The organism is Desulfitobacterium sp. THU1, from assembly GCF_038181555.1.
In the GTDB taxonomy this organism is placed as follows: domain Bacteria; phylum Bacillota; class Desulfitobacteriia; order Desulfitobacteriales; family Desulfitobacteriaceae; genus Desulfitobacterium.
In genome coordinates this window covers 172,526-193,152 of sequence record NZ_JBBWUA010000001.1, presented here as the reverse complement: position 1 = coordinate 193,152, position 20,627 = coordinate 172,526, and the positions used below count along the sequence as shown (strand labels likewise).

Genomic DNA, 20,627 nt, shown 5'->3' with positions numbered 1-20,627 from the left:
ATCATTACTCCAGTTCGTGGATAAATAGCCCACTCCTCAATTTTGGTTCAAACCAAGTGGATTTGGGGGGCATCAACAGTCCTGCATCCGAGACAGCAAACAGCTCATGGATGGAGGTCGGATATAAGGAAAAGGCACACTTCATATCACTGTTCGCTCTTTTCTCTAGCTCCTTCAACCCTCGAATTCCGCCTACAAAGTCAATGCGTTTATCCGTTCGAACGTCTATGATCTGAAGAATCGGCTTCAAAAGGTGATTCTGCAACAAAGATACATCGAGGCCTTCTACAGGATCAGCCGACCGAATCTCTTCCCGAGCCGTCAGTTTATACCAGGTTCCCTCTAGATACAGACCAAAGGTTGCTTTAGCGTTGGGTTTATAAGGAGTGTCCCCTAGCTCTTCCAGCATAAAGGACTTGGTGATCTCAGTCAGAAATTGTTCCTTACCGAGGCCGTTGAGATCCTTGACCACCCGATTATAGTCCAAGATCATGAGCTGGTCATGGGGAAAGAGCACCGAAAGGAAGAAATTAAATTCCCCTTCTCCCGTATAATCAGCGTTTTCTGCCCGGCGTTTGAGTCCAACCTTGACGGCTGAAGCGGTACGATGATGCCCATCCGCAATATAAATGCTTTGAATAGCCGCAAAGCCCGTCTCTATTTTTCCCAGATCGTGTTCTTCAGTGATCACCCAAGCCCGATGTTTGATCCCGTCGGGGGCTGTGAAATCATAGAGGGGCGGTTCTTTTTTTACGCGCTCAATCACTTCATTGATCACTGCCTGCGAACGATAAGCCAGAAAGATGGGACCGGTCTGGGCGTTACATACATCCACATGATTGATACGATCAAGCTCTTTATCTTCTCTGGTCTTTTCATGTTTTTTGATGACATCATTCAAGTAATCGTCGATGGCTGCGCACCCTACTAAGCCCGTCTGAGCTCGCCCATCCATGGTGAGCTCATAGATGTAATAGCAGGCTTTTTCTTCTCTAACGAAAATACCTTCCGTAATCATTTTCTGCAGAAGCTCACTAGCTTTCTGGTAGACCTGAGGATCATAGGGATTAAAATCCTCGGGAAATTGCGTCTCAGCGCGGTCGATTTGCAAAAAAGAAAGGGGTTCCTTCCGTACTTCCTCGAGAGCCTCCTCTCGATTATAGACATCATAAGGGAGGGCCGCCACTTGGTGGGCGATATCTCTCCTAGGTCTTAAGGCTTTGAACGGTCTAATGGTTGCCATCTTCTTCCCTCCGTCGTGCTTACTTAATGACTCTGACCCGTAAGACCCCTTCGATTTCCCGAAGCTTATTGATCATCTCCAGTTCGGCTTGAGTCTCGATATCGATGAGCGTATAGGCATAGCCGCCCTTACTCTTGTTCATGAGATCGGAGATATTCACATTTTCTTTGGCTAAGGTTGAGGTGAATTGTCCCAACATATTGGGAACGTTTTTGTGATTGATGGCAATCCGGGCTGCTTGTGTGCAGACTCCCATATCACAGTTGGGATAGTTTACGGAGTTCTTAATATTTCCATTCTCAAGATAATTCATCATTTGTTCGACGGCCATCACCGCACAATTCTCTTCCGACTCAGCAGTAGAAGCTCCCAAGTGTGGAATAGCGATAACTCCCTCAGTCCCACAGACTTTTGGATTAGGGAAGTCCGTAACATATTTGGCGACTTTACCTGTCTTGAGTGCTTCTAGCAGCATATCCTCTTCAACTAAAGTATCCCGGGAGAAGTTCAAGAGGATGACTCCATCCTTCATTTGTTCGAAGGCATTTTTATTGAACATACCCTTGGTGGAATCTGTTAAGGGGACATGGGCCGTGATAAAATCGCATTCCCGGAAGATATCATCTACGGATTTGATGGGTTTAATAAATTTAGAAAGCTTCCAAGCATGCTCCACGGAAATATAAGGATCATAGCCATAGACTTCCATCTCCAGTTTATTGGCAGCATTGGCGACGAGAATTCCCACAGCGCCTAAGCCGATGACTCCCAGCTTTTTGCCCTTGATTTCGGTACCGACAAACTTAGCCTTGTTCTTTTCCACGAGGTTAGCCACATCAGGATCGGTCTGGCAGGAGGTTACCCAGTTTACTCCACCAATAAGATTACGGGCGGCCATAATCATCGTGGCTAAAACCATCTCTTTTACACCATTGGCATTGGCACCCGGGGTATTAAAGACGACGATTCCTTTTTCAGCACATTTTTCTAGGGGAATATTATTGACTCCGGCCCCTGCCCTAGCAATTGCTTCGATGGTGTTGGGTAGATCCAGGTCATGCATCTTTGCACTGCGCACAAGAATTCCATTGGCATCCTCGTGACGATCGACATTCACGTAATGATCTGTAAAAAGCCCTAAACCTGTTTCCGAAATTTTATTTATGCAATTGATTTTGAACATATTAAACACTCCTCTTCTTTCGGAACGACACTGTGCCGTTCCCCACATAAATTACTTCCTGTTTTTCGAAACGACACAGGATTCCTTCATTACTTGTTTTCTGCTTCGAACTTTCTCATAAAGTCGACGAGAGCTTGGACTCCTGCCATGGGCATGGCGTTATAGATACTGGCTCTCATTCCTCCGACTGTGCGGTAACCTTTAAGATTTTCTAATCCTGCAGCCTTTGCTTCCTTGATGAATTTAGCGTCCAATTCCTCAGAGCCGGTTACAAAAGGAACATTCATTAAGGAGCGGTCCTTCTTGACTACAGTTCCTTTAAACATCATGCTGTTGTCCAGGTAGTCATAAAGGACGGCAGCCTTTTCCTCATTGATTCTCTTCATAGCTTCCAATCCACCGAGCTTCTTAAGCCACTTGAACACTTTGCCGCAAATATAGATACCATAGACTGGTGGTGTATTGTAGGCAGAGTTATTGTCGACATGCACTTTGTACTTCAACATAGTAGGGGTTCCGGCTAAAACATCCTCGGTGATCAAATCCTCGCGGATAATTACAATCACGACTCCAGCAGGTCCTACGTTCTTTTGTGCTCCGGCAAAAATCAGGCCGTATTTAGAAACATCGATGGGTTCAGAGAGGAAATCCGAGGACATATCCGTCACTAAGGGTTTGTCCCCCACCTCCGGAAGCTCGTTAAACTTGGTACCAAAGATGGTGTTGTTGTGGCAAATATAGACATAGTCGGCATCTTCAGAGAACTTTAGATTTTTAAGATCGGGAATGTAGCTATAGTTTTGATCCTCTGAGGAAGCGATAACATTGATCTTCCCAAAAATTTTTCCTTCGCTGATGGCTTTCTTGGCCCATTGCCCGGTATTGAGATGATCTGCAACTCGATTTTTCATGAGATTCATGGGGATCATGGCAAACTGCTGGGATGCTCCCCCTTGAAGAAAGAGGATTTTATAATTGTCGGGAACCTGGAGCAAATCTCGCAAATCCTGTTCTGCTTCCTGCATCATCCCTTCAATAGTCTTGGAACGATGGCTCATTTCCATGACGGACATACCTGTTCCCTGGTAATCCAACATTTCTGTGGCTGCTTCTTGAAGGACTTCTTGGGGCAGAACAGCAGGGCCCGCCGAAAAATTGTAGACTTTCTTCATCTTGTAATATCCCCCTTAATTATAAATATTTATGTGTATTAACATATATTGGGTAATTAAAAATAAACAAAACCCACCCCAGTATTGGGGCGGGTATTCCGCGGTGCCACCCAAGTTCTAGCCGATCTCAGCACATGGACAATGATGAATGCCACCTTGCTTCTCCAAACTGAAGAAGCAAAAGCAGTGCATTGCGGAAAATAAATAAAACCTCTCGTCCCAAATTAGGGACGAGAGGTTACTCCCGCGTTGCCACCCATGTTGCCGTATACGGCCAACTTATGTCCGCAATATCGGGCGGAACCCGTCACAATTCATCATTGGCCACTCCCGGATGGAATCCATTGGCTTCATAGACTGACTTGCACCACCCGTCAGCTCTCTATACCTAATCAGCGTAGGACGTCCGTTCATTGTGTTCAGCTATAGTTTAACGATGTTATGATTCTAATCTATTACACTTCGACTGTCAAGAGCTATTTTGTATATTTTTGCTAGCGTATTTATTTTCCAACTTCTTGACCTGCTTCGATGTTGCCTTCTAAGCCAATTTCTGAAGCGATCGTGCGCATTCCTTTGATGGTTTCTTCGATAATCTCATCAAGAGCTTTACCGAGGCGGTTTGCTCCTTCTTCGATGACTTCACGGTTGACATTCTCAGCAAAGCTCTTTTGTTTCCATTTCTTTTTGACAGATTTTGTGGTTAAATCATGGATGCTTTTGCTGGGGCGAAGCAAGGCAGTTGCCGAGATCAGACCGGTCAGTTCATCAATGGTAAAGAGAACCTTCTCGACATTCTCTCGGGGTTCCACATCATGGACTAGGCCATAGCCATGGCTTTCGATGGCCCGGATGAATTCATCGCTTAATTCTTTGGGAGTGAGAATTTCCCTCGTTTTGCGGCAGTGCTGATCGGGGTACATCTCATAATCAATATCGTGGAGGAGGCCAATATTACCCCAGAGGTTCGGATCCTCTTGATAGCGGGTAGCAAAATGACGCATCACTGCTTCTACCGTCAGCGAGTGTCGCAATAGGGTCTCACTTTTTACATATTCATTAAGAAGCTGCCAAGCAGCCTCCCGATCCTGTGCGTAGTTTGACATTTTTGCATCCTTCTTTCTTGTCTGATGATTAGTTTGAATTCTATTTGGGGATTTATTTAGATTCTTCGGATCTTCTTACCCTTGACCCTGATATATTATCTTAAGATACTTTTTCACTTTATTTCGTCCAAGTTATAGGGGGTTTCTTGGTAGACGTAATAATTCAACCAGTTAGCAAAGAGCAAATTGGAATGGCCTCGCCACTTGACGGTGGGCTGCCTGCTCGGATCATCTCCAGGGTAATAATTCTGAGGAACATTGATGGCGAGTCCCTGTGCCACATCGCGATCATACTCAGATTTCAAGGTGTGGGGATCATACTCAGAATGACCGGTCACGAAAATCTGCCGTCCGCCCTTGGTCCCGACTAAATACACCCCTGATTCCTCAGACTCAGAAAGGATTTCCAACTCCGGTACCTTTAGGATATCTTCTTTTCTGACTTCCGTATGCCGAGAATGAGGCACATAAAACAGATCATCAAAGCCTCTGAGCAAACGGACATCCCGGCGATTGAGGGTATGAGGGAATACCCCAAACATTTTCCCCGGCAAGGGATACTTGGGAACCCCAAAAAAGTGGTAAAGCCCAGCCTGCGCTCCCCAGCAGATAAAGAGTGTCGAAAACACATTGTGTTGACTCCAATTCATTATCTTTTGGAGCTCCGGCCAGAAATCTACTTCTTCAAAGGACATTTGCTCAATGGGGGCACCAGTAATGATCATCCCGTCAAATTTCTTGTCCTTAATACTATCGAAGGTCTGATAATACTTAATCAGGTATTCCTCTGGGGTATTCTTGGTCAGGTGGGTTTCCGGATAGAGGAGAGTAATATCAACCTGCAGGGGGGAATTCCCTAACAAGCGAAGAATCTGAGTTTCGGTGATTATTTTATTGGGCATAAGGTTAAGAATCACAATACTCAGGGGTCGAATATCTTGGTGCTCGGCGCGACCCTCTTCCATGATAAAAACATCTTCCTGGGTAAGTATTTCGGCAGCCGGTAAGCCATCGGGTACATTGATCGGCATGTTATCTCTCCTCCAAGTGTTTCAACACATAAGTGATAATAAAAAAACCTCTTTACAAGAAAGAGGTTGCGGTCTTAAGTTCCTCTCTCATCTATCAATGGCTCCATCGCAGGAATTAGCACCGCTGTATTCTAGGGAATACCGGTTGCTGGGCTTCATTGGGCCAGTCCCTCCACCACTCTTGATAAGATATTGGATTGTATTTAATTTAAGGTAGTAGGTCAACGCTATAGAAATTATATTATTACATCTCTTTATTTATGTCAACTGATCTATAACAAAAGCCTGAGAAGACTCAGAACGTCACGGGGGTGTTCCCTACATGTAGGGAACACCCCCGGAAAGCAAGTCTCAGGAAAATGGTGAAGAGATTTCTAAGCCGACGGGGCAATGGTCGGAGCCCATGACTTGGGAATAAATGAGGGCATCCTTCAGATGGTCCTTGAGGGCTTCCGAGACGCAGAAATAGTCGATACGCCACCCCGCATTATTGGCTCGTGCGTTAAACATGTACGACCACCAAGTGTAGGCCTCAGTTTTATCTGGGTAGAAGTAGCGGAATGTATCGATAAAGCCATTTTCTAGCAGCTCGGTGAATTTAGCCCGCTCCTCATCGGAAAAACCAGCGTTCTTGCGGTTGGTTTTAGGGTTTTTAAGGTCTATCTCTGTATGGGCAACGTTGAGATCGCCGCAGAAGATAACGGGTTTGGTTTTTTCCAAGCTCTTTAAATAAGCTAGGAATTCTTCTTCCCAGGTCATGCGATAAGTTAAGCGCGCTAATTCTTTTTGAGAGTTGGGGGTATAAACCGTTACGAGATAGAAGGTCCCAAATTCTAGAGTAATGACGCGGCCTTCTTGATCATGCTCTTCCTTGCCGATGCCATAGGTGACCTGCAAGGGCTCCTGTTTTGTAAACACGGCTGTACCAGAGTAGCCTTTCTTCTGAGCATAATTCCAGTACTGGTGATACCCCTCCAGTTGAAAAGGAACCTGATCTGCTTGAATCTTCGTTTCTTGAAGACAAAAGATATCCGCTTGTTCCTTTTCAAAGAAGTCCATAAAGCCCTTGTTCAGACAGGCTCGGATGCCATTAACATTCCATGAAATAAGTTTCATCTATTTCTCTCCCCTATATTGCTACAGCTTAGTCCCAATCTCTTGAGCTAACCAAGCCTTTTCTTCATCATCCAAATACGGCTCCAGTTTGGTATAAGCCATCGTGTTATAGTCAGCGAGCCACACTTTTTCCTCATCAGTGAGTAGGCTCTGGTCCACGCCCGCAATGTCAATCGGGCAATAGGTCAGGGCCTCGAAGCGCATAAACTGACCACATTCGGTCTCTTCATCCTTAACGACCACCATCATATTCTCGGTACGAATGCCAAATTTGCCTTCCTTATAAATACCAGGTTCGTTGGTCAATATCATACCTTCTTCAAGCTTTACAGTGTTGGGAGTTTGGCTCAATCTTTGGGGACCTTCATGGACATTTAAGAACATCCCCACGCCATGGCCGGTACCGCATTTATAATCGAGTCCATATTTCCAGATAGGTTGTCTCGCCAAAACATCTAGATTAGAGCCTGTAGCGCCATGGAGGAATTTCACGGTAGCTAAGGCAATATGGCCCTTCAACACGAGGGTATAATCTCTTTTCTCTTCTTCGGTCAGGGGGCCTAAAACAAGGGTGCGAGTGATATCTGTGGTCCCTCCGAAGTATTGACCGCCGGAATCCACGAGGAGGAATCCTTCTGGGTTTAGGGTATAGGCACTTTCAGGGGTGGCTTTATAATGCATCATGGCCCCGTGATCCTTGTGTCCGGCGATAGTATCGAAGCTAAGGCCGACACATTCCTTGTTTTCTCGGCGCAAATTATCCAGATAATCCCCGGCGGTAAGCTCAGTTATCGGTTCTTTGCCGAGATTGGTCTTGAGCCACTTAATAAATTTAACCATGACAACCCCATCTTGGATAGAGCTCGTCCGAAGGTTCTCCAACTCGGTCTCATTTTTAACGGCTTTGAGCAGAGCGGTAGGATTTGCTCCCTCCACCTTCTTCACCTCGGAAGGGATGGCATGATAAAGAACAGCGTTGAGCGATTCAGGATCAAAGAGAACAGAATCCTTAGCTAGCAACCCTTTCAGGAGCTCCACGATGGCTGCGTACTTTGCTATCCGGATACCTTCGCCCTCTAGCTCTGCTCTCATGGCACCGGAAACCTTAGCTTCATCGATACATAAATAGCAAGCCTCTTCAGTGACTAAGACATGGGCTATGGTCACTGGGTTATTCGGGACATCAGCACCTCGGATATTTAGAAGCCAGGCGATATCATCTAAGGCTGTGAGTACGTGAACATTGGCTCCCTTGCCCTTCATTTTTTCACGGAGTTCGTTTAACTTTTCCCCACGGGACCGACCGGCATATTTTGTATCATAGATAAAGGCATCTGTGGTCGGTAGTGGAGGACGATCCTGCCATAATTGCCCGATTAAATCGGAACCGAATTTTAAGGTGACTTGACCTTGGAATTCCTTTTCCATATCTTGAACCTGTTTAGCGGAGAAGACATGTCCATCAAAGCCCACAGATGCACCTGTCGGCAAAAGGTCCTTTAACCATTTTGTATAACTAGGAACCCGGGGATCTGCTCCACGGAACAGACGGATTCCAGAATTCTGGAGCTGTTTTTCGGCTTGAATGTAATAACGGCCGTCTGTCCAGAGACCTGCATCCGATAAGGTAATCACCGCTGTACCTGCGGAGCCGGTAAAGCCCGAGATCCACTCCCGGCATTTGAAGTGATCTGCTACATATTCACTGAGATGAGAGTCAGAGCTCGGCACAATATAGGCGTCCATCTGATTCTCTTGCATTAGTTTTCTTAGTTTTGCAATACGTTCTTGTACCATCATTTTATTCCCTCATTTGCAGTTATTATTTTAGTCCGAATTAATATATTAAGTTTATAATAGAACATCTATATCTTTTATAATCGACATCTATATTTTAAATAAAATTAAACTAATTAAAACATTAGTGAAATTAGTCTATATTAATTATCCTAGTGGTTATCAAGAATCACAATTGATTTGCTGATAGGTTGTTCCCTTCTCAGTGGTTATCGCTTGGTAGATCTCCGCAAAAAGGATTTCATTTTCTGACAAATGAGCACTTGCTGATTGGGCATCGGTGACCCGCAAAGCAATACCACAGCCAGCTTTAATGCTGGAGGGTATTGGCATAACGCCTACCGAAAAACCTCCTTGCTGCAGGGATTTCTCAGCTAAAATAGACATATGAGTGTTGGGGAACGTTATGATGTAGAGCACATAATACCCCCTAAATATTGATCAAGCGCTTGGCTCCGGCCATGATGGTCACGATGCCGTACATATTGGCAATCTCGCCAACTCCAAGCTTATCGGAGATGCCATAATAGTTGGTGCAGGTACCGCAAGTTTGAATGCTGGTGCCTTGATCAGCCATAGCTTTCAGGTCTTCCAAGCTGTTCGAGTCACTGCTGGTCAGCTGGGCCCCCGAATTAAAGAAAAGGAGATGAGTGGGTGGCGGAGTCAGTTCTCTCAAAGAAAAAATAAAGCTCTTGAGGAGGATTCGCCCGAGCTCCTCGCTGCCTTCTCCCATCGTATCCCGTCCGATAGCGATGACTAGCCCGGAATCCTCAGCGGTCTGGTCATTCTCCAGCACACAGCCTTCACCGACTACTATCGTCACCTCAATGACGCCATTCTCTTTTTGCGTGTATTCACTTTGTAGACCCATTCCCGAGGCCATCTTTTGCAGATTTTGGCGTGCTATATCGTTGTCGACCAATACTGCGACAACTCCCCCCTCTTCACCTAATCCTTCGATAGCCTTTTTGGTGCGGATCACAGGGATAGGGCATACTTGACCTAAAGCATCAATGGTTGTCATTATTATTCCCTCCTCATTGGGTTTCCCCTTAGCTTGGTTTGTTTGCTGATTTCTCATCTCAAGATTATAGGCAAGTCAAAACGCGGTAGAACCTCACCAATGATTCTGGCCTGAGGCTCTGCCTCCTGGATAGCACTTAAGGCCTCTTCCCCATAAGCCTTGGGTACGCTGAACAGTAAACCGCCGGAAGTCTGAGGATCAAGCATTAATTCCTGTAAAGGAAACGATGTCTCGCCAAAGTCCACAGCACCCTCCATAAAATTTCGATTGCGCTGACCGGCAGCAGTAAGTAAATAACCTTCTGCATAGGTGTAGGCTTGGGGCATGTAGGGTAGTTGAGAGGGATAGAGAACGACCGAGGTCTCTTTCCCGGCCATTTCCCGAGCATGGGCAAGCAAGCCAAAGCCGGTAATATCCGTGCAGGCGTGAACAGGGAAGTGGTGCATTTTTTCGGCGGCATATTTGTTAAGGCGTTGCATAGAGGTCAGGGCAGCTTCGATAGCCTCAGGCTCTGCCATCTCCCCGCGCAAAGCTGCCATTATGATACCAACTCCTACGGGCTTGGTGAGTATCAGTTGATCTCCCGGTTGGGGAGTATTGTTCTTCCATATCTTCTGCGGATTGAGGTAACCCGTGACTGCCAAGCCATATTTCGGCTCTCGATCGTAGATGGAATGCCCACCGCAAAGGACCGCTCCGGCTTCTAACAGTTTTTCTGCCCCGCCTGCTAAAATTTCACCTAAAGCTTGGAGCTCTTCCCTTTCAGGATAACAGACAAGGTTGAGAGCAAAAAGAGGCGATCCCCCCATTGCATAGACGTCGCTTAAAGCATTGGCGGCAGCGATCCTGCCAAAGGTTCGCGGATCTTCTACCATGGGTGTAAAGAAATCTACCGTAGAAACAATAGCTGTATCTTCACTCATCTGATAAACTGCGGCATCGTCAGAGGCATCAAACCCTACAAGGAGATTCGGATTATGAAAGGCGGGTAACGCCGAAAGAACCTTCGATAGCTCACCGGGGCCTATCTTTGCTCCGCAACCACCCGTGGTACAGCTTGATAAAAATGATTTCAAGAATAGAATCCCCTTTCCTGTTTTCATCCTACAAAGTATTCCACAAACTATTTGGGGATTCCTTCGTAGCTTAAAAGAATAACAATTCTATCATAACGCTTTTTTTTGGTTTATACTATAATAGAACTGATTCTTACTGCTTAGCGATAACGAATTGCGGTACTATCGTCCCGCTTATTAAGTGTTAGCATCTCATATAGTGGAGGAAATTATGATTTATCTTGATAATGCCGCTACAACTTTGCAAAAACCAGCTGAAGTTAAAGAGGCAGTAATACAAGCCATGAATACTTTAGGCAACGCCTCCAGGGGAGCACATCCTCCTGCTTTAAATGCTCTGCGCACCTTAATGGATGCCAGAATGGAGCTTGCTGACTTTTTCGGTCTTCAGGACCCCCTGCGGGTCATCTTTACCGCCAATGCCACTGCCGCTCTAAACCTTGCGATCGGTAGCATCCGCGGACATATCGTCACTTCGGCAACTGATCACAATTCCGTCTTGCGACCTGTTTATCGGCAAGGGAACTATACTGTGGTCCCCGCCGATGAGAAAGGGCGCATCCCTCTGGATCAGATAACCGCTGCCCTCCGGCCCGATACAGAAGCGGTTGTCATGACCCACGCCTCCAATGTAACCGGAAATGTTTTTGATATCGAAGCCATCGGCGAGTTATGCGCCGCCCGTGGCGTTCGCTTGATCGTGGATGCCTCGCAAAGTGCAGGGCTTTTGCCGATCAGAATGCATAAAACAATCTCTGCACTGTGCTTTACCGGTCATAAATCTCTCTATGGACCCCAAGGTACTGGTGGGCTTTGCCTTGGGGAAGGTTTTCAACCCTCCTCTTTGTTGGTTGGCGGAAGCGGTCACCACACCTTCGACCCCCGTCATCCCGAGGAGCTACCTGACGCCTTAGAGGCCGGTACCCAAAATGTCCATGGTATCGCCGGGCTTTTGGCAGGGGTGCGTTACATCCGTTCCACAGGTCTCACGACTATTTATCAACAAGCTGATGCCTTGGCCCGTACCTTTGCTCAAGCTGTGGTTAACTTGCCTAAGGTCACCGTCTATGGGGATATGCAAGCACCGGTGCGTGTGCCTATTGTCTCACTTAATATCGAAGGTTATGACTGCGCCCAAGGAGCCAGTCTTCTTTATGAAAACTATGGCATCTGTGTTCGAGCCGGAGCTCACTGCTCCCCGCTCATACACAAGAAACTTGACCTTGATGGATCGATTCGCTTCTCCTTTTCACATTTTAACACCCTGGCAGAGACAGAGCGTGCTATTGAGGCTGTCCAGGAGTTAGCGAAGTAAGCAATTTGCAGTGAATAATCAAATCGAATGTTTTGCAATGAAGGTTCTTCAGTGAATAATCTTATCTAAATATTATAAATATAATGTCGGATATGCAGGAAATTACTATCGGAAATCGAAATTACTGATAGCCACACGAATTGCAGTTCATATATTGAAGGAGTGAATTTTTGTTGCTTAAAAAAATTATTGTAGCTCTTGCTTTTGTCATGGTTGTTGCTTTAACTGGATGTTCCTCAGACACACAGCTTACACTGGAAGACTTGGCCAAGGAGAAGAATCTTAGTGTCGGTGAACTCAATACCGATTATCTGCTAAACCACCAATACAAACATGATGATGGAACCTTTATGTCCATCAATATTACCGATATTAAAGTCGAGAAGGAAATCGTTCTTGAAAAGACAACTCTGCACCAGTCGATTGTCTTGGCTAGTACTGAAACAATGGACCGGGCAAAGAAAATGATAAATGATGCCCTTTTCTTTGAAGTCTATACCGACAAGGGAAGAAAAGGCAATCTGGACATCCGGATGTATTTACGCGAAACTGAGGATGGTAAGAGCGATATCATTCTTAACTGCGAGAAATTCGATATGACTCTCTTTGACTATCTGGTCCTAGGTCCTGCTGAGGAAGCCCAAAACGAACGCTTAGTTTTTGCAATACCACACTAACAAAGCTACCCTTCTAAAAAAGCAAAATCGGCATAGGAAAAGACAAAAATGCGACCCCTCAGGTTATACCTGAAAGGTCGCATTTCTAGTGTTGTCAGCTTAACATCTTGTTTTCTAAAAACAGTTCTCTAAAAACTAAAGGCAACAAATTCACTGGTAAGCTGTTCACTGATCCGTGTCACACGGCTTAGCGCCTCAGAAATTGACTGGGCCTCCGTTTGATTGACCGTGGAACTTGCTAGGATCTTGTTAATAATCTCATCCATTTCCGTTATTTCACTAGCCAGAAATTGCAGTAACGGCACGGTACGGTTATTGGTCTGCCTAATATTTGTCACCTGCTGCTGGATAAATTGGATGGATTGTTTACTTTTATCCGCTAACTTTTTAACTTCATCGGCGACTACAGCGAATCCTCTCCCAGCATCTCCGGCGCGAGCCGCCTCAATAGCTGCGTTGAGGGCGAGCAAATTGGTTTGGTCGGATATCATTTTTATGGTATCAATAAGCTCTTCAATTTTTTGGGCGTTGGTATTGAGTTCTTTTGTAATTTCAATGGTCTCGTCAATTCGATTCACTTGTTTTTTCACTTGGCTGTCCGCTTCTAAAATCCGCCCATTCGTCTCAGCTAGAAAATCAACAATACCCTCCATCGAACTCGTGACCTCTTCGATATGAGCATTCAAGTCAAAGCTTATACTTTGTGTATTGAAGAGAACTTGGTTAAAGTTAAATTCAACGACCTTCTCCGTTAGGTGCAGAATATCTTCGGGTTTTATGATTCGATTAAATTCAATGACAGAGGCCTTATTTCTGTCAAAATAACCTCCATACTTGGTCCAAAGGATATCCCGATTTCCTACAAAGCCATGCATACCAACGATATAATCAGCAGCTTGTAAGATTTCCCTAATCTGGGTATCATCCATTTCAGCATAGGGTGCTATTCGATATTGAACATGATTAACTTCATGTTCCAGAAGGTATTTCTCTATGGCCTTACCTTGGGAAGAATTATTGTTGAAAATAACGACATTGGAGCCTGCGGGAACTCGGGCAAGTCTGATGTAAAGCATGTCTTCTGGGATGAGTTCCAAAGGAAAGATCTGTTCCCTCTTCACATACTTTGAGGCTTCCTCTACTCTTGTAGGAAGTGCAATATAGAGGTCGTCGTTTAAAACAGCGGGCATTTCTTTAATCGAATACCGATTTTTCATTTCGACTTTATGCCCAAAATAAATTGACACCACACGATACAATTCATCAGCAACCGCTTGGGAGCTTCCGATGGTTGAGATTTTCATTAAGGTTGTATTCATGATGATTTTAGCTCCTTTTTTGTGAAAGTGCCTACATGTGCCATTATTATGACAATTTGACATTCTTCTCACAAATCCTCTAATATTAACCATCTGAATTCTTAATGTCATCATTAAGGAAATCACAGGATGAGTAACCTTGCCCACACATGCCTCAGTAAAACAAACAGTTTCTGCCAAGGTAATAGGCAGAAACTGTTTGTTTCAAATCAAGATGAGACTTACACAGGACATGGTGTTTTTACCGTTATTATAAGGTATTCCGTATTGCTTGAGTAAGTTCGTTACATCGATTCCATAGGACTCCACCGAAGCAATAGCTGCATCCGGAGAGCGACATTCATCGCCATCAAGTATAGAGCAGCGCTCACAGGCAGTACACGGCCCCACATTGAGTGGCAAGAAGTCTTTAAAGAGACCCATTTCCCTGAGCTTAGTTATTACATTCAACAATATCTTGGTGTGTTCTGCCGTCCCCTCTTGCATTCCTTCCAAATCAAAGGAGTCCTCCAGCTGATACACCTTTTGGAACAGAATGCCCTCTTGATAGTATAGAGCCTTCTGGCGAAGCTCTTCAAAATCTCCCACAGCGGGGGGACACATCCAGTTTTTCTGGTAGTTCCCACAGACGTTTTGCTCGCAGGGCTTTCTAAAATCAATATTAAAGGGAATATCTTGGGTACGAATATGTGCACAATGATCTACACCGAGGGATTTTATGTAGGACATTAAATCTGCGATGCCAGAACTCATATATTCACCTCTCCTCGTGGAAAAACAAGGCCTCCGAAGACCAGCTCCGAAGGCTTTGCTATTGATGATTTAGAACACTTTCTTGCTAAACTTATCGATTTCTTCGCTTACACAATCGTAAACTCCGGGGAAGGAGCTAAATCCCAGGCCTTGAGTTAGACAGGGGATAAAATAGTGTTTTCCACAATTGGTGCATGCTCTTTCCACTTCTCTGGCGGCAATTTCCAGTGTCCAAGTTGGGAAGTCAACGACACCGCTGTCGATATCGCCCATAAAGCTGATCTTTCCGCCGTATTTTTTGATGAGCTCAGGAGTGTTGTTAGTGGTCATGACACCTTGCCAAATATCAACGCCCATTTCGATCATGAAAGGCACGAAGGTTGCGGCATAGCAATCGCTGTGATGAACCAGCAGCTCAACCCCATGTTGCTTGTAGTAGCTATAGATCTTCTTGTAAGCAGGAACATAGAATTCTTCAAACATCGCTGGGGAAATGAAGGTGCTCTTTTGGCTACCCCAGTCATCATGATGGAAGAGGGCATCGGGTTTAAGACGACGGCAGATGACTTCTGCTAGTTTCAGTTCATATTCTGTAAGATAGTCGATCAGCTCGTGCATATATTCCGGTTCTTCATATAAGGCCATCAAAGCATCTTCCATGCTCATCAAGTGATGGCACATTTCGAAAACCCCGGGGGCTACGAAGGCCGTAACGAATTGCTCATTGCGGTCGATTCTGTTGGCGTGCTCAACGGCAGCAGCCCATGCTTCATCGGTATCAGGAATCACAGGGGCTTTGACTTGCTCTCTCCATTTGGTGATATCTTTAAGAACCTTATGCTCTTCATCATGGACAGGGAACTGACCGATTTGTCCTTCGGGCCATCTGAAGGTGATTCCCCAACCCGTCTTGACTTCGCCTCCGGGAGGAGCCATGAAGTCGATAGGGTTTTCCAAGATGATGTCCATAAACTCATACTGGTTGACAAAACGATCCGGATTACCGCCGCGAATGGTTTCCAATAGGTTTTGCTTTTTGGTTAACATGAATATCCGCCTCCCTATTCTCTTGGTCCCGTTTATAGGTTCATTTACGCCATTAAGCGCTTACTAATTCCTTCGCTTTTACAGCTGCGCCACCCGCATCAGCAGCAAAGCCATCAGCACCGATCATATCAGCCATTTCTTGGCTCACCGGTGCGCCACCGACGATTACCTTGACACCGGAAAGGCCACTGCTTTTCAGCAGATTGACTGTTTCCTTCATAGCAGGCATCGTGGTGGTCAAGAGACCGGAACAAGCTACAAGTTTAACGTTCGCGTTATCCTTGGCAGCATTGACAAATTTTTCAGCAGATACGTCCACTCCTAGATCCACAATAGTAAAGCCAACACTTTCCAACATCATAGCCACGAGATTTTTGCCGATATCGTGGAGGTCTCCTGCGACTGTACCAATAACGCATGTGCCTAAGGACTTAGCGCTATCGCCTGTGAGATGAGGCTTCAGGACTTCTACGCCCTTCGACATAGCTTTGGCTGCCATGAGCATTTCTGGTACAAAAAGTTCCCCTGAGGAGAACTTATCCCCAACGACACCCATGGATTCAATCATGCCCTCAAGAATATCTCCCGCCGCATTACCTGCATCAAGAGCTTCTTGAACAAGACCCGGTACGAGTTTCGCTTTACCCGCTTCTACCATAGCTTTGACTTCTGCGATTTTTGACATTTTAATTCCTCCTTGTTTTTAATCCTTATGTTATTTTTTGACGCCAAATTTACCTTCCCGATAGGCTCCAATGTATTCCATGCAGTATTCATCTTGACCGAGAAGAGCTTCGGTCGCAAAAATCATGCCCATTAAATCCTCTTTGGTCGGATCAATGATGGCACTATCCATTCCTGCACTCATGGCCATGACGATAAAAGCCTGATTTACTAATCTTCTTACGGGAAGATTGAAGGATATATTGCTGGCTCCTCCGGTGATATGGATTTGGGGATACTGTTTTTTGATTTCTCTCATGACATCCATAATAGCTAGGATACCATCTTCTGAAGTACAGAGCATTTGCACCAAAGGATCGATGTGCAGACGCTTGGGTACAATATTGTATTGCTTTGCTTTATCCATAATAGTCGCAAAAACTTCCAAACGCTTTTCTGCATCTTGAGGAATCCCGGTATCATCATTCAGAAGCGCTACACATTCCCATTTTGTATCGGCAATCAATGGGAAAATCAAGTCAATCTTATCGCCTTCCATGGACACCGAATTAATCAGACCCGGCTTGTTGCAATACTTAATCGCCTCAGCAATGATATGAGCGTTAGGACTGTCTATGGAAATGGGGACATCTGATACTTCTTGGACCAGATCGATGAGCCACTTCATGGTTTCTAACTCGACATCATTATCTACCGAGGCACAAACATCAAGATAGTCGACACCCGCCTCGGTCTGCACTTTTGCTAGATTACGAATATAATCTGCATCTTTAGCGGCAATAGCTTTAGCCACGGATGGGATCGCCCCATTAATTTTCTCTCCTATAAGAATCACACGAATCAACCTCCTGATTTTATTCTTCACTACATAAGTGCGGTTGTCTATACAACTGTACCCTATGTATTCGCCGTCCGCCGTAGATATCCCTTTTATAATTTTGTGAATTTTATGGGATTTTATAATAATTTTTTTCTATAATTCGACAATACACCTCCCATGCTGTTGAATAATCCTGTTAAAGAAAAGCAGACTCAGTACATATGAGCTGCTTTAAAAAACTACTTTCATATGTAATTAATATGCATATATCCCTAATATACTACTAAATCTGTGAAATCTGTCTTACTTTACGACTAAAGTAGTACAATGAGCACGAGAAAGCACTTTAAGGCTAACGCTACCAAGGAAGAACCGTGATACGGCATTCATGCCACGACTCCCAATAATTATTTCCGTAGCTCCCATTTTCTCTGCTTCATCGCAGATGACTTCTGCTGGATCACCTGTTTTTATTAGAGTCGTAAATTCGACACCAGAATCTTTAAATTTGGCAATACCCTGAGCAATAACTTCTTCAGCTTCTGTGATGAGTTCCTTCTCCATTTCGTTTGAATCAAAAACAACTCTGCTTGGATAGGATGTGACTGTCTCCCGTACATGAAGGATCTCTACTGAGCCATCGTTGCATTTTGCCATGGATATGGCATAGTCAGCTGCCTTCAAAGCGTTTACCGAACCGTCAAAAGCAAGTAAAATCTTCTTAAGCAACTTGTCACCCCCTTTCCTTGAATATACCATAGATCTTAATCAATCTAAATATAATATACAAAGATTTTGTAAATTAAACCAAATAAATAAAAAAGCCTTCCCGGAGCTAACTCCAGGAAGGCTTCTCTTAAACAATTACCAGTTGTTACGGGTGCGTGGTTGGAAACAATCGCGGCAATATACGGGTTTATCACCAGAGGGTTGGAAAGGCACTGTGGTGTCTTTTCCACAACTAGCACAAACTGCAGGGAACATCTCACGTTGTGGACGTGAAGAATATCCGCCATTGCCTCTGGATTGTTGCTTTCTAGCTGCACGGCAAGATGGGCAACGTCCAGGTTCGTTGGTGAACCCTTTTTCTGCATAGAATTCTTGCTCGGAAGCGGAGAAAACGAAATCTACTCCACAGTCTTTACAGGATAAAACTTTGTCTTCAAACATTAAAAAAACCTCCAAAATCGTATTACCCGCCACCTGGGAAGTCTTCAGTCTTCCTGGAGCTCTAGGCAACAGGGAAGTTTTTTCGTAAATCCACAATATTAACGAGTTCCTTTATTATAGCCATAATTTACAAATTTGTCAAACGATTTGTTTAAAACAGAACATAATCGTGCTCCTTATAAAAAGGACCATTGTTCCTTGTCCTATTAGTGAAACTTAATAATTTATGATAATATAATTTCATGAAGGTTAGCGATTGCTGCCTTATGTACATAGCTTTAGAAAAGGAGCGGTATAAATGATGAAAGAGAATGTTGAACTTCTGCTAAACCAACAGGTCACCCACGAATTATATTCAGCTCAGCTCTACTTATCTATGTCAGCATGGTTTTCCGCCAAGGGCCTAAGCGGATTTGCAAAATGGTACTATGTGCAGTCTTATGAAGAAAACGCCCATGCCATGATTATTTATAATTACATTCTCAAAACTAACGGTCGGGTTGTGTTAGAGCCAATCAAAGCTCCCCCTCACGAATGGGACTCGGTCCTGGATGTATTAACTGAAACACTTAAGCATGAGGAATTCGTCACCTCTAAGATATACAATATTGTTGATGTCGCAAGACAGGAGAAGGACTTCAAGGTAGATCAATTTTTCCAATGGTTCGTCAATGAGCAGGTCGAGGAGGAAGATAACGCCAATAAGAATATAGGGAAATATGAAAGCATGGGTATGGATGGAAAAGCTCTATACCTTATGGACCAGGAACTAGGGACCAGAGTTTATGTGGCTCCCGCGTTACTCACGACCATGGAAGCATAATATGGCAAAACTTTATTTTCATTTCGGGGCCATGGGAAGTTCCAAAACTGCCAATGCTTTATTGGTATACCATAATTACATTGATAAAGGACAGAAGGCTTTGATTGCTAAACCAGCTATTGAAACACGGGATGGGAATCTGATAAAGTCTCGTAGTGGTTTAGAAGGCCCCTGCCTCACCTTAGAAGCACTGATTGAAATGCCTGTTAAGGCTTTACAAGAATACGACTGTATTATTATTGATGAAATCCAGTTTGCTAATGAACAGCAGGTTGAATTCCTCGCCGACATAGTCGATACTCTGCACATTCCGGTCATGTGTTACGGCTTGCGGACCGATTTCCGAGGATTATTATTCGAGGGGAGCCGGCGCCTGTTCGAACTCGCCGATAAAATCATTGAAATAAAAACAGTCTGCTGGTGCGGACGCAAGGCAACCCATAATGCCCGTTATAATGAACACGGAATCATCCGCGAGGGAGACCAAATTGTTTTAGGGGCTGATGACAAATACATATCATTATGTCGTAAGCATCATCAGCAAGGCCTGGTTAGAAAGCCACAATAGGATTAAAATAAAAGTCGATTGCAAAAGCAATCGACTTTTTTAACACAATTTTGGTGTCCATTTATACCTTCTTAACGAATTCGGATTTTAATTGCATAGCTCCAAACCCATCAATTTTGCAATCAATATCATGATCTCCATCGATCAAGCGTATGTTTTTTACCTTTGTACCGATCTTTATAGATGAAGTACTTCCTTTTACTTTAAGGTCCTTAATAATGGTCACTGTATCACCATCGCTTAAAACATTACCATTTGCATCTTTAACAATCTTGTTATCTTCATTATTCTCGGTATTCGATTCTGCACTCCACTCGTGTCCACATTCCGGGCAAACGAAACCACTTCCATCAGTATAGGTATATGATGAATTGCATTTTGGGCAATTGGGAAAATCAGCCATTCTATGTTTCCTCCATTCTTTTGTTAACAGTATACACAAAAATCGGTCTTAAAACAAAAAAGCCTTGTAACAGCACACACTCTTATACGAGCATGTCCCCTCAAATTGACAAGCGCTTGACTATTTGCCCCCCGCCTCTATACGGATTTAGTGCCAAAGTCCGGTTAAATCCAGTATGGACTTGACTAGCCCTTTAGTGGGGGTGAATCCCCCTCTGAAGGAAATTTCATACAATAAAATCCTGAAATGCCAACCATTTTTATTAGCTGATTCAAACAATAAAAGTGCTAATGACCTAAA

General features: G+C 44.4%; 22 protein-coding genes and 1 riboswitch. Of the genes, 4 read left to right on the top strand and 18 right to left on the bottom strand.

The window, feature by feature from the left end; all coding sequences use genetic code 11:
- Positions 1–4: 4 nt before the first annotated feature.
- The 10 genes from AAC978_RS00920 to selD all read right to left on the bottom strand — a co-directional run bounded on the left by AAC978_RS00920 (position 5) and on the right by selD (position 10,748).
- Positions 5–1,243, bottom strand: coding sequence for a DUF1015 domain-containing protein (locus AAC978_RS00920; protein ID WP_341546079.1), 1,239 nt, complete (start codon positions 1,241–1,243; stop codon positions 5–7).
- Between the two features lie 19 nt (positions 1,244–1,262).
- A complete protein-coding gene (locus AAC978_RS00915; protein ID WP_341546077.1) occupies positions 1,263–2,426 on the bottom strand; it encodes a phosphoglycerate dehydrogenase in 1,164 nt (387 codons plus the stop codon).
- 89 nt (positions 2,427–2,515) lie between these two features.
- Complete coding sequence (gene serC, locus AAC978_RS00910) at positions 2,516–3,598, bottom strand: 3-phosphoserine/phosphohydroxythreonine transaminase (RefSeq protein ID WP_341546076.1); 1,083 nt, start codon at positions 3,596–3,598, stop codon at positions 2,516–2,518.
- Positions 3,599–4,101: 503 nt separating this feature from the next.
- Positions 4,102–4,704 carry an HD domain-containing protein gene (locus AAC978_RS00905; RefSeq protein WP_341546075.1) on the bottom strand — a complete coding sequence of 201 codons (603 nt, stop codon included), beginning with the start codon at positions 4,702–4,704 and terminating at the stop codon, positions 4,102–4,104.
- Between the two features lie 113 nt (positions 4,705–4,817).
- A complete protein-coding gene (gene metA / locus AAC978_RS00900) occupies positions 4,818–5,735 on the bottom strand; it encodes a homoserine O-acetyltransferase MetA (RefSeq protein WP_341546074.1) in 918 nt (305 codons plus the stop codon).
- An 84-nt stretch (positions 5,736–5,819) separates the two neighbouring features.
- A riboswitch (SAM riboswitch) is annotated at positions 5,820–5,926 on the bottom strand.
- A gap of 160 nt (positions 5,927–6,086) precedes the next feature.
- On the bottom strand, positions 6,087–6,851 hold the full coding sequence (locus AAC978_RS00895; protein ID WP_341546073.1) for an exodeoxyribonuclease III: 765 nt from the start codon (positions 6,849–6,851) through the stop codon (positions 6,087–6,089).
- 21 nt (positions 6,852–6,872) lie between these two features.
- On the bottom strand, positions 6,873–8,651 hold the full coding sequence (locus tag AAC978_RS00890; protein ID WP_341546072.1) for an aminopeptidase P family protein: 1,779 nt from the start codon (positions 8,649–8,651) through the stop codon (positions 6,873–6,875).
- Positions 8,652–8,810: 159 nt separating this feature from the next.
- Complete coding sequence (locus tag AAC978_RS00885) at positions 8,811–9,068, bottom strand: DUF3343 domain-containing protein (RefSeq protein WP_341546071.1); 258 nt, start codon at positions 9,066–9,068, stop codon at positions 8,811–8,813.
- Between the two features lie 10 nt (positions 9,069–9,078).
- Complete coding sequence (yedF, locus tag AAC978_RS00880; protein ID WP_341546070.1) at positions 9,079–9,672, bottom strand: sulfurtransferase-like selenium metabolism protein YedF; 594 nt, start codon at positions 9,670–9,672, stop codon at positions 9,079–9,081.
- Between the two features lie 53 nt (positions 9,673–9,725).
- On the bottom strand, positions 9,726–10,748 hold the full coding sequence (selD, locus tag AAC978_RS00875) for a selenide, water dikinase SelD (RefSeq protein ID WP_341546341.1): 1,023 nt from the start codon (positions 10,746–10,748) through the stop codon (positions 9,726–9,728).
- Positions 10,749–10,959: 211 nt separating this feature from the next.
- Between selD and AAC978_RS00870 the strand changes: the two genes are divergently transcribed.
- Both AAC978_RS00870 and AAC978_RS00865 read left to right on the top strand, forming a co-directional pair.
- A complete protein-coding gene (locus AAC978_RS00870) occupies positions 10,960–12,063 on the top strand; it encodes an aminotransferase class V-fold PLP-dependent enzyme (RefSeq protein WP_341546069.1) in 1,104 nt (367 codons plus the stop codon).
- A gap of 173 nt (positions 12,064–12,236) precedes the next feature.
- The gene (locus tag AAC978_RS00865) at positions 12,237–12,740 is read left to right on the top strand and encodes a hypothetical protein (protein WP_341546068.1); all 504 of its coding nucleotides are present in this window, start codon (positions 12,237–12,239) and stop codon (positions 12,738–12,740) included.
- A gap of 128 nt (positions 12,741–12,868) precedes the next feature.
- On the opposite strand, the gene AAC978_RS16160 is transcribed toward AAC978_RS00865, so the two are convergent.
- From AAC978_RS16160 to AAC978_RS00830, 7 genes are all read right to left on the bottom strand, one after another.
- Positions 12,869–13,393: a methyl-accepting chemotaxis protein gene (locus tag AAC978_RS16160; RefSeq protein ID WP_445900271.1), complete on the bottom strand. Its 525-nt coding sequence runs from the start codon at positions 13,391–13,393 to the stop codon at positions 12,869–12,871.
- 870 nt (positions 13,394–14,263) lie between these two features.
- A complete protein-coding gene (locus AAC978_RS00855) occupies positions 14,264–14,812 on the bottom strand; it encodes a DUF2284 domain-containing protein (RefSeq protein WP_341546066.1) in 549 nt (182 codons plus the stop codon).
- Between the two features lie 69 nt (positions 14,813–14,881).
- Positions 14,882–15,859: a uroporphyrinogen decarboxylase family protein gene (locus tag AAC978_RS00850; RefSeq protein ID WP_341546065.1), complete on the bottom strand. Its 978-nt coding sequence runs from the start codon at positions 15,857–15,859 to the stop codon at positions 14,882–14,884.
- Between the two features lie 52 nt (positions 15,860–15,911).
- Complete coding sequence (locus AAC978_RS00845; RefSeq protein WP_341546064.1) at positions 15,912–16,544, bottom strand: cobalamin-dependent protein; 633 nt, start codon at positions 16,542–16,544, stop codon at positions 15,912–15,914.
- Positions 16,545–16,574: 30 nt separating this feature from the next.
- Positions 16,575–17,378, bottom strand: a complete 804-nt coding sequence (locus tag AAC978_RS00840; protein WP_341546063.1) for a methyltetrahydrofolate cobalamin methyltransferase — start codon at positions 17,376–17,378, stop codon at positions 16,575–16,577.
- Between the two features lie 288 nt (positions 17,379–17,666).
- Entirely contained in the window at positions 17,667–18,092 is a 426-nt protein-coding gene (locus AAC978_RS00835; protein ID WP_341546062.1) for a universal stress protein, read from the bottom strand.
- A 135-nt stretch (positions 18,093–18,227) separates the two neighbouring features.
- Positions 18,228–18,533, bottom strand: a complete 306-nt coding sequence (locus AAC978_RS00830; RefSeq protein ID WP_015263685.1) for a zinc-ribbon domain containing protein — start codon at positions 18,531–18,533, stop codon at positions 18,228–18,230.
- Positions 18,534–18,831: 298 nt separating this feature from the next.
- Here AAC978_RS00830 and AAC978_RS00825 point away from each other — a divergent pair, with 298 nt between their 5' ends.
- Together AAC978_RS00825 and AAC978_RS00820 are read left to right on the top strand one after the other, a co-directional pair.
- Positions 18,832–19,356 carry a ferritin gene (locus tag AAC978_RS00825; protein ID WP_341546061.1) on the top strand — a complete coding sequence of 175 codons (525 nt, stop codon included), beginning with the start codon at positions 18,832–18,834 and terminating at the stop codon, positions 19,354–19,356.
- A complete protein-coding gene (locus AAC978_RS00820; protein ID WP_341546060.1) occupies positions 19,319–19,924 on the top strand; it encodes a thymidine kinase in 606 nt (201 codons plus the stop codon). Before AAC978_RS00825 ends, AAC978_RS00820 begins: the two co-directional genes overlap by 38 nt.
- A gap of 61 nt (positions 19,925–19,985) precedes the next feature.
- On the opposite strand, the gene AAC978_RS00815 is transcribed toward AAC978_RS00820, so the two are convergent.
- A complete protein-coding gene (locus AAC978_RS00815) occupies positions 19,986–20,327 on the bottom strand; it encodes a zinc ribbon domain-containing protein YjdM (RefSeq protein WP_341546059.1) in 342 nt (113 codons plus the stop codon).
- Between the last annotated feature and the right edge of the window lie 300 nt (positions 20,328–20,627).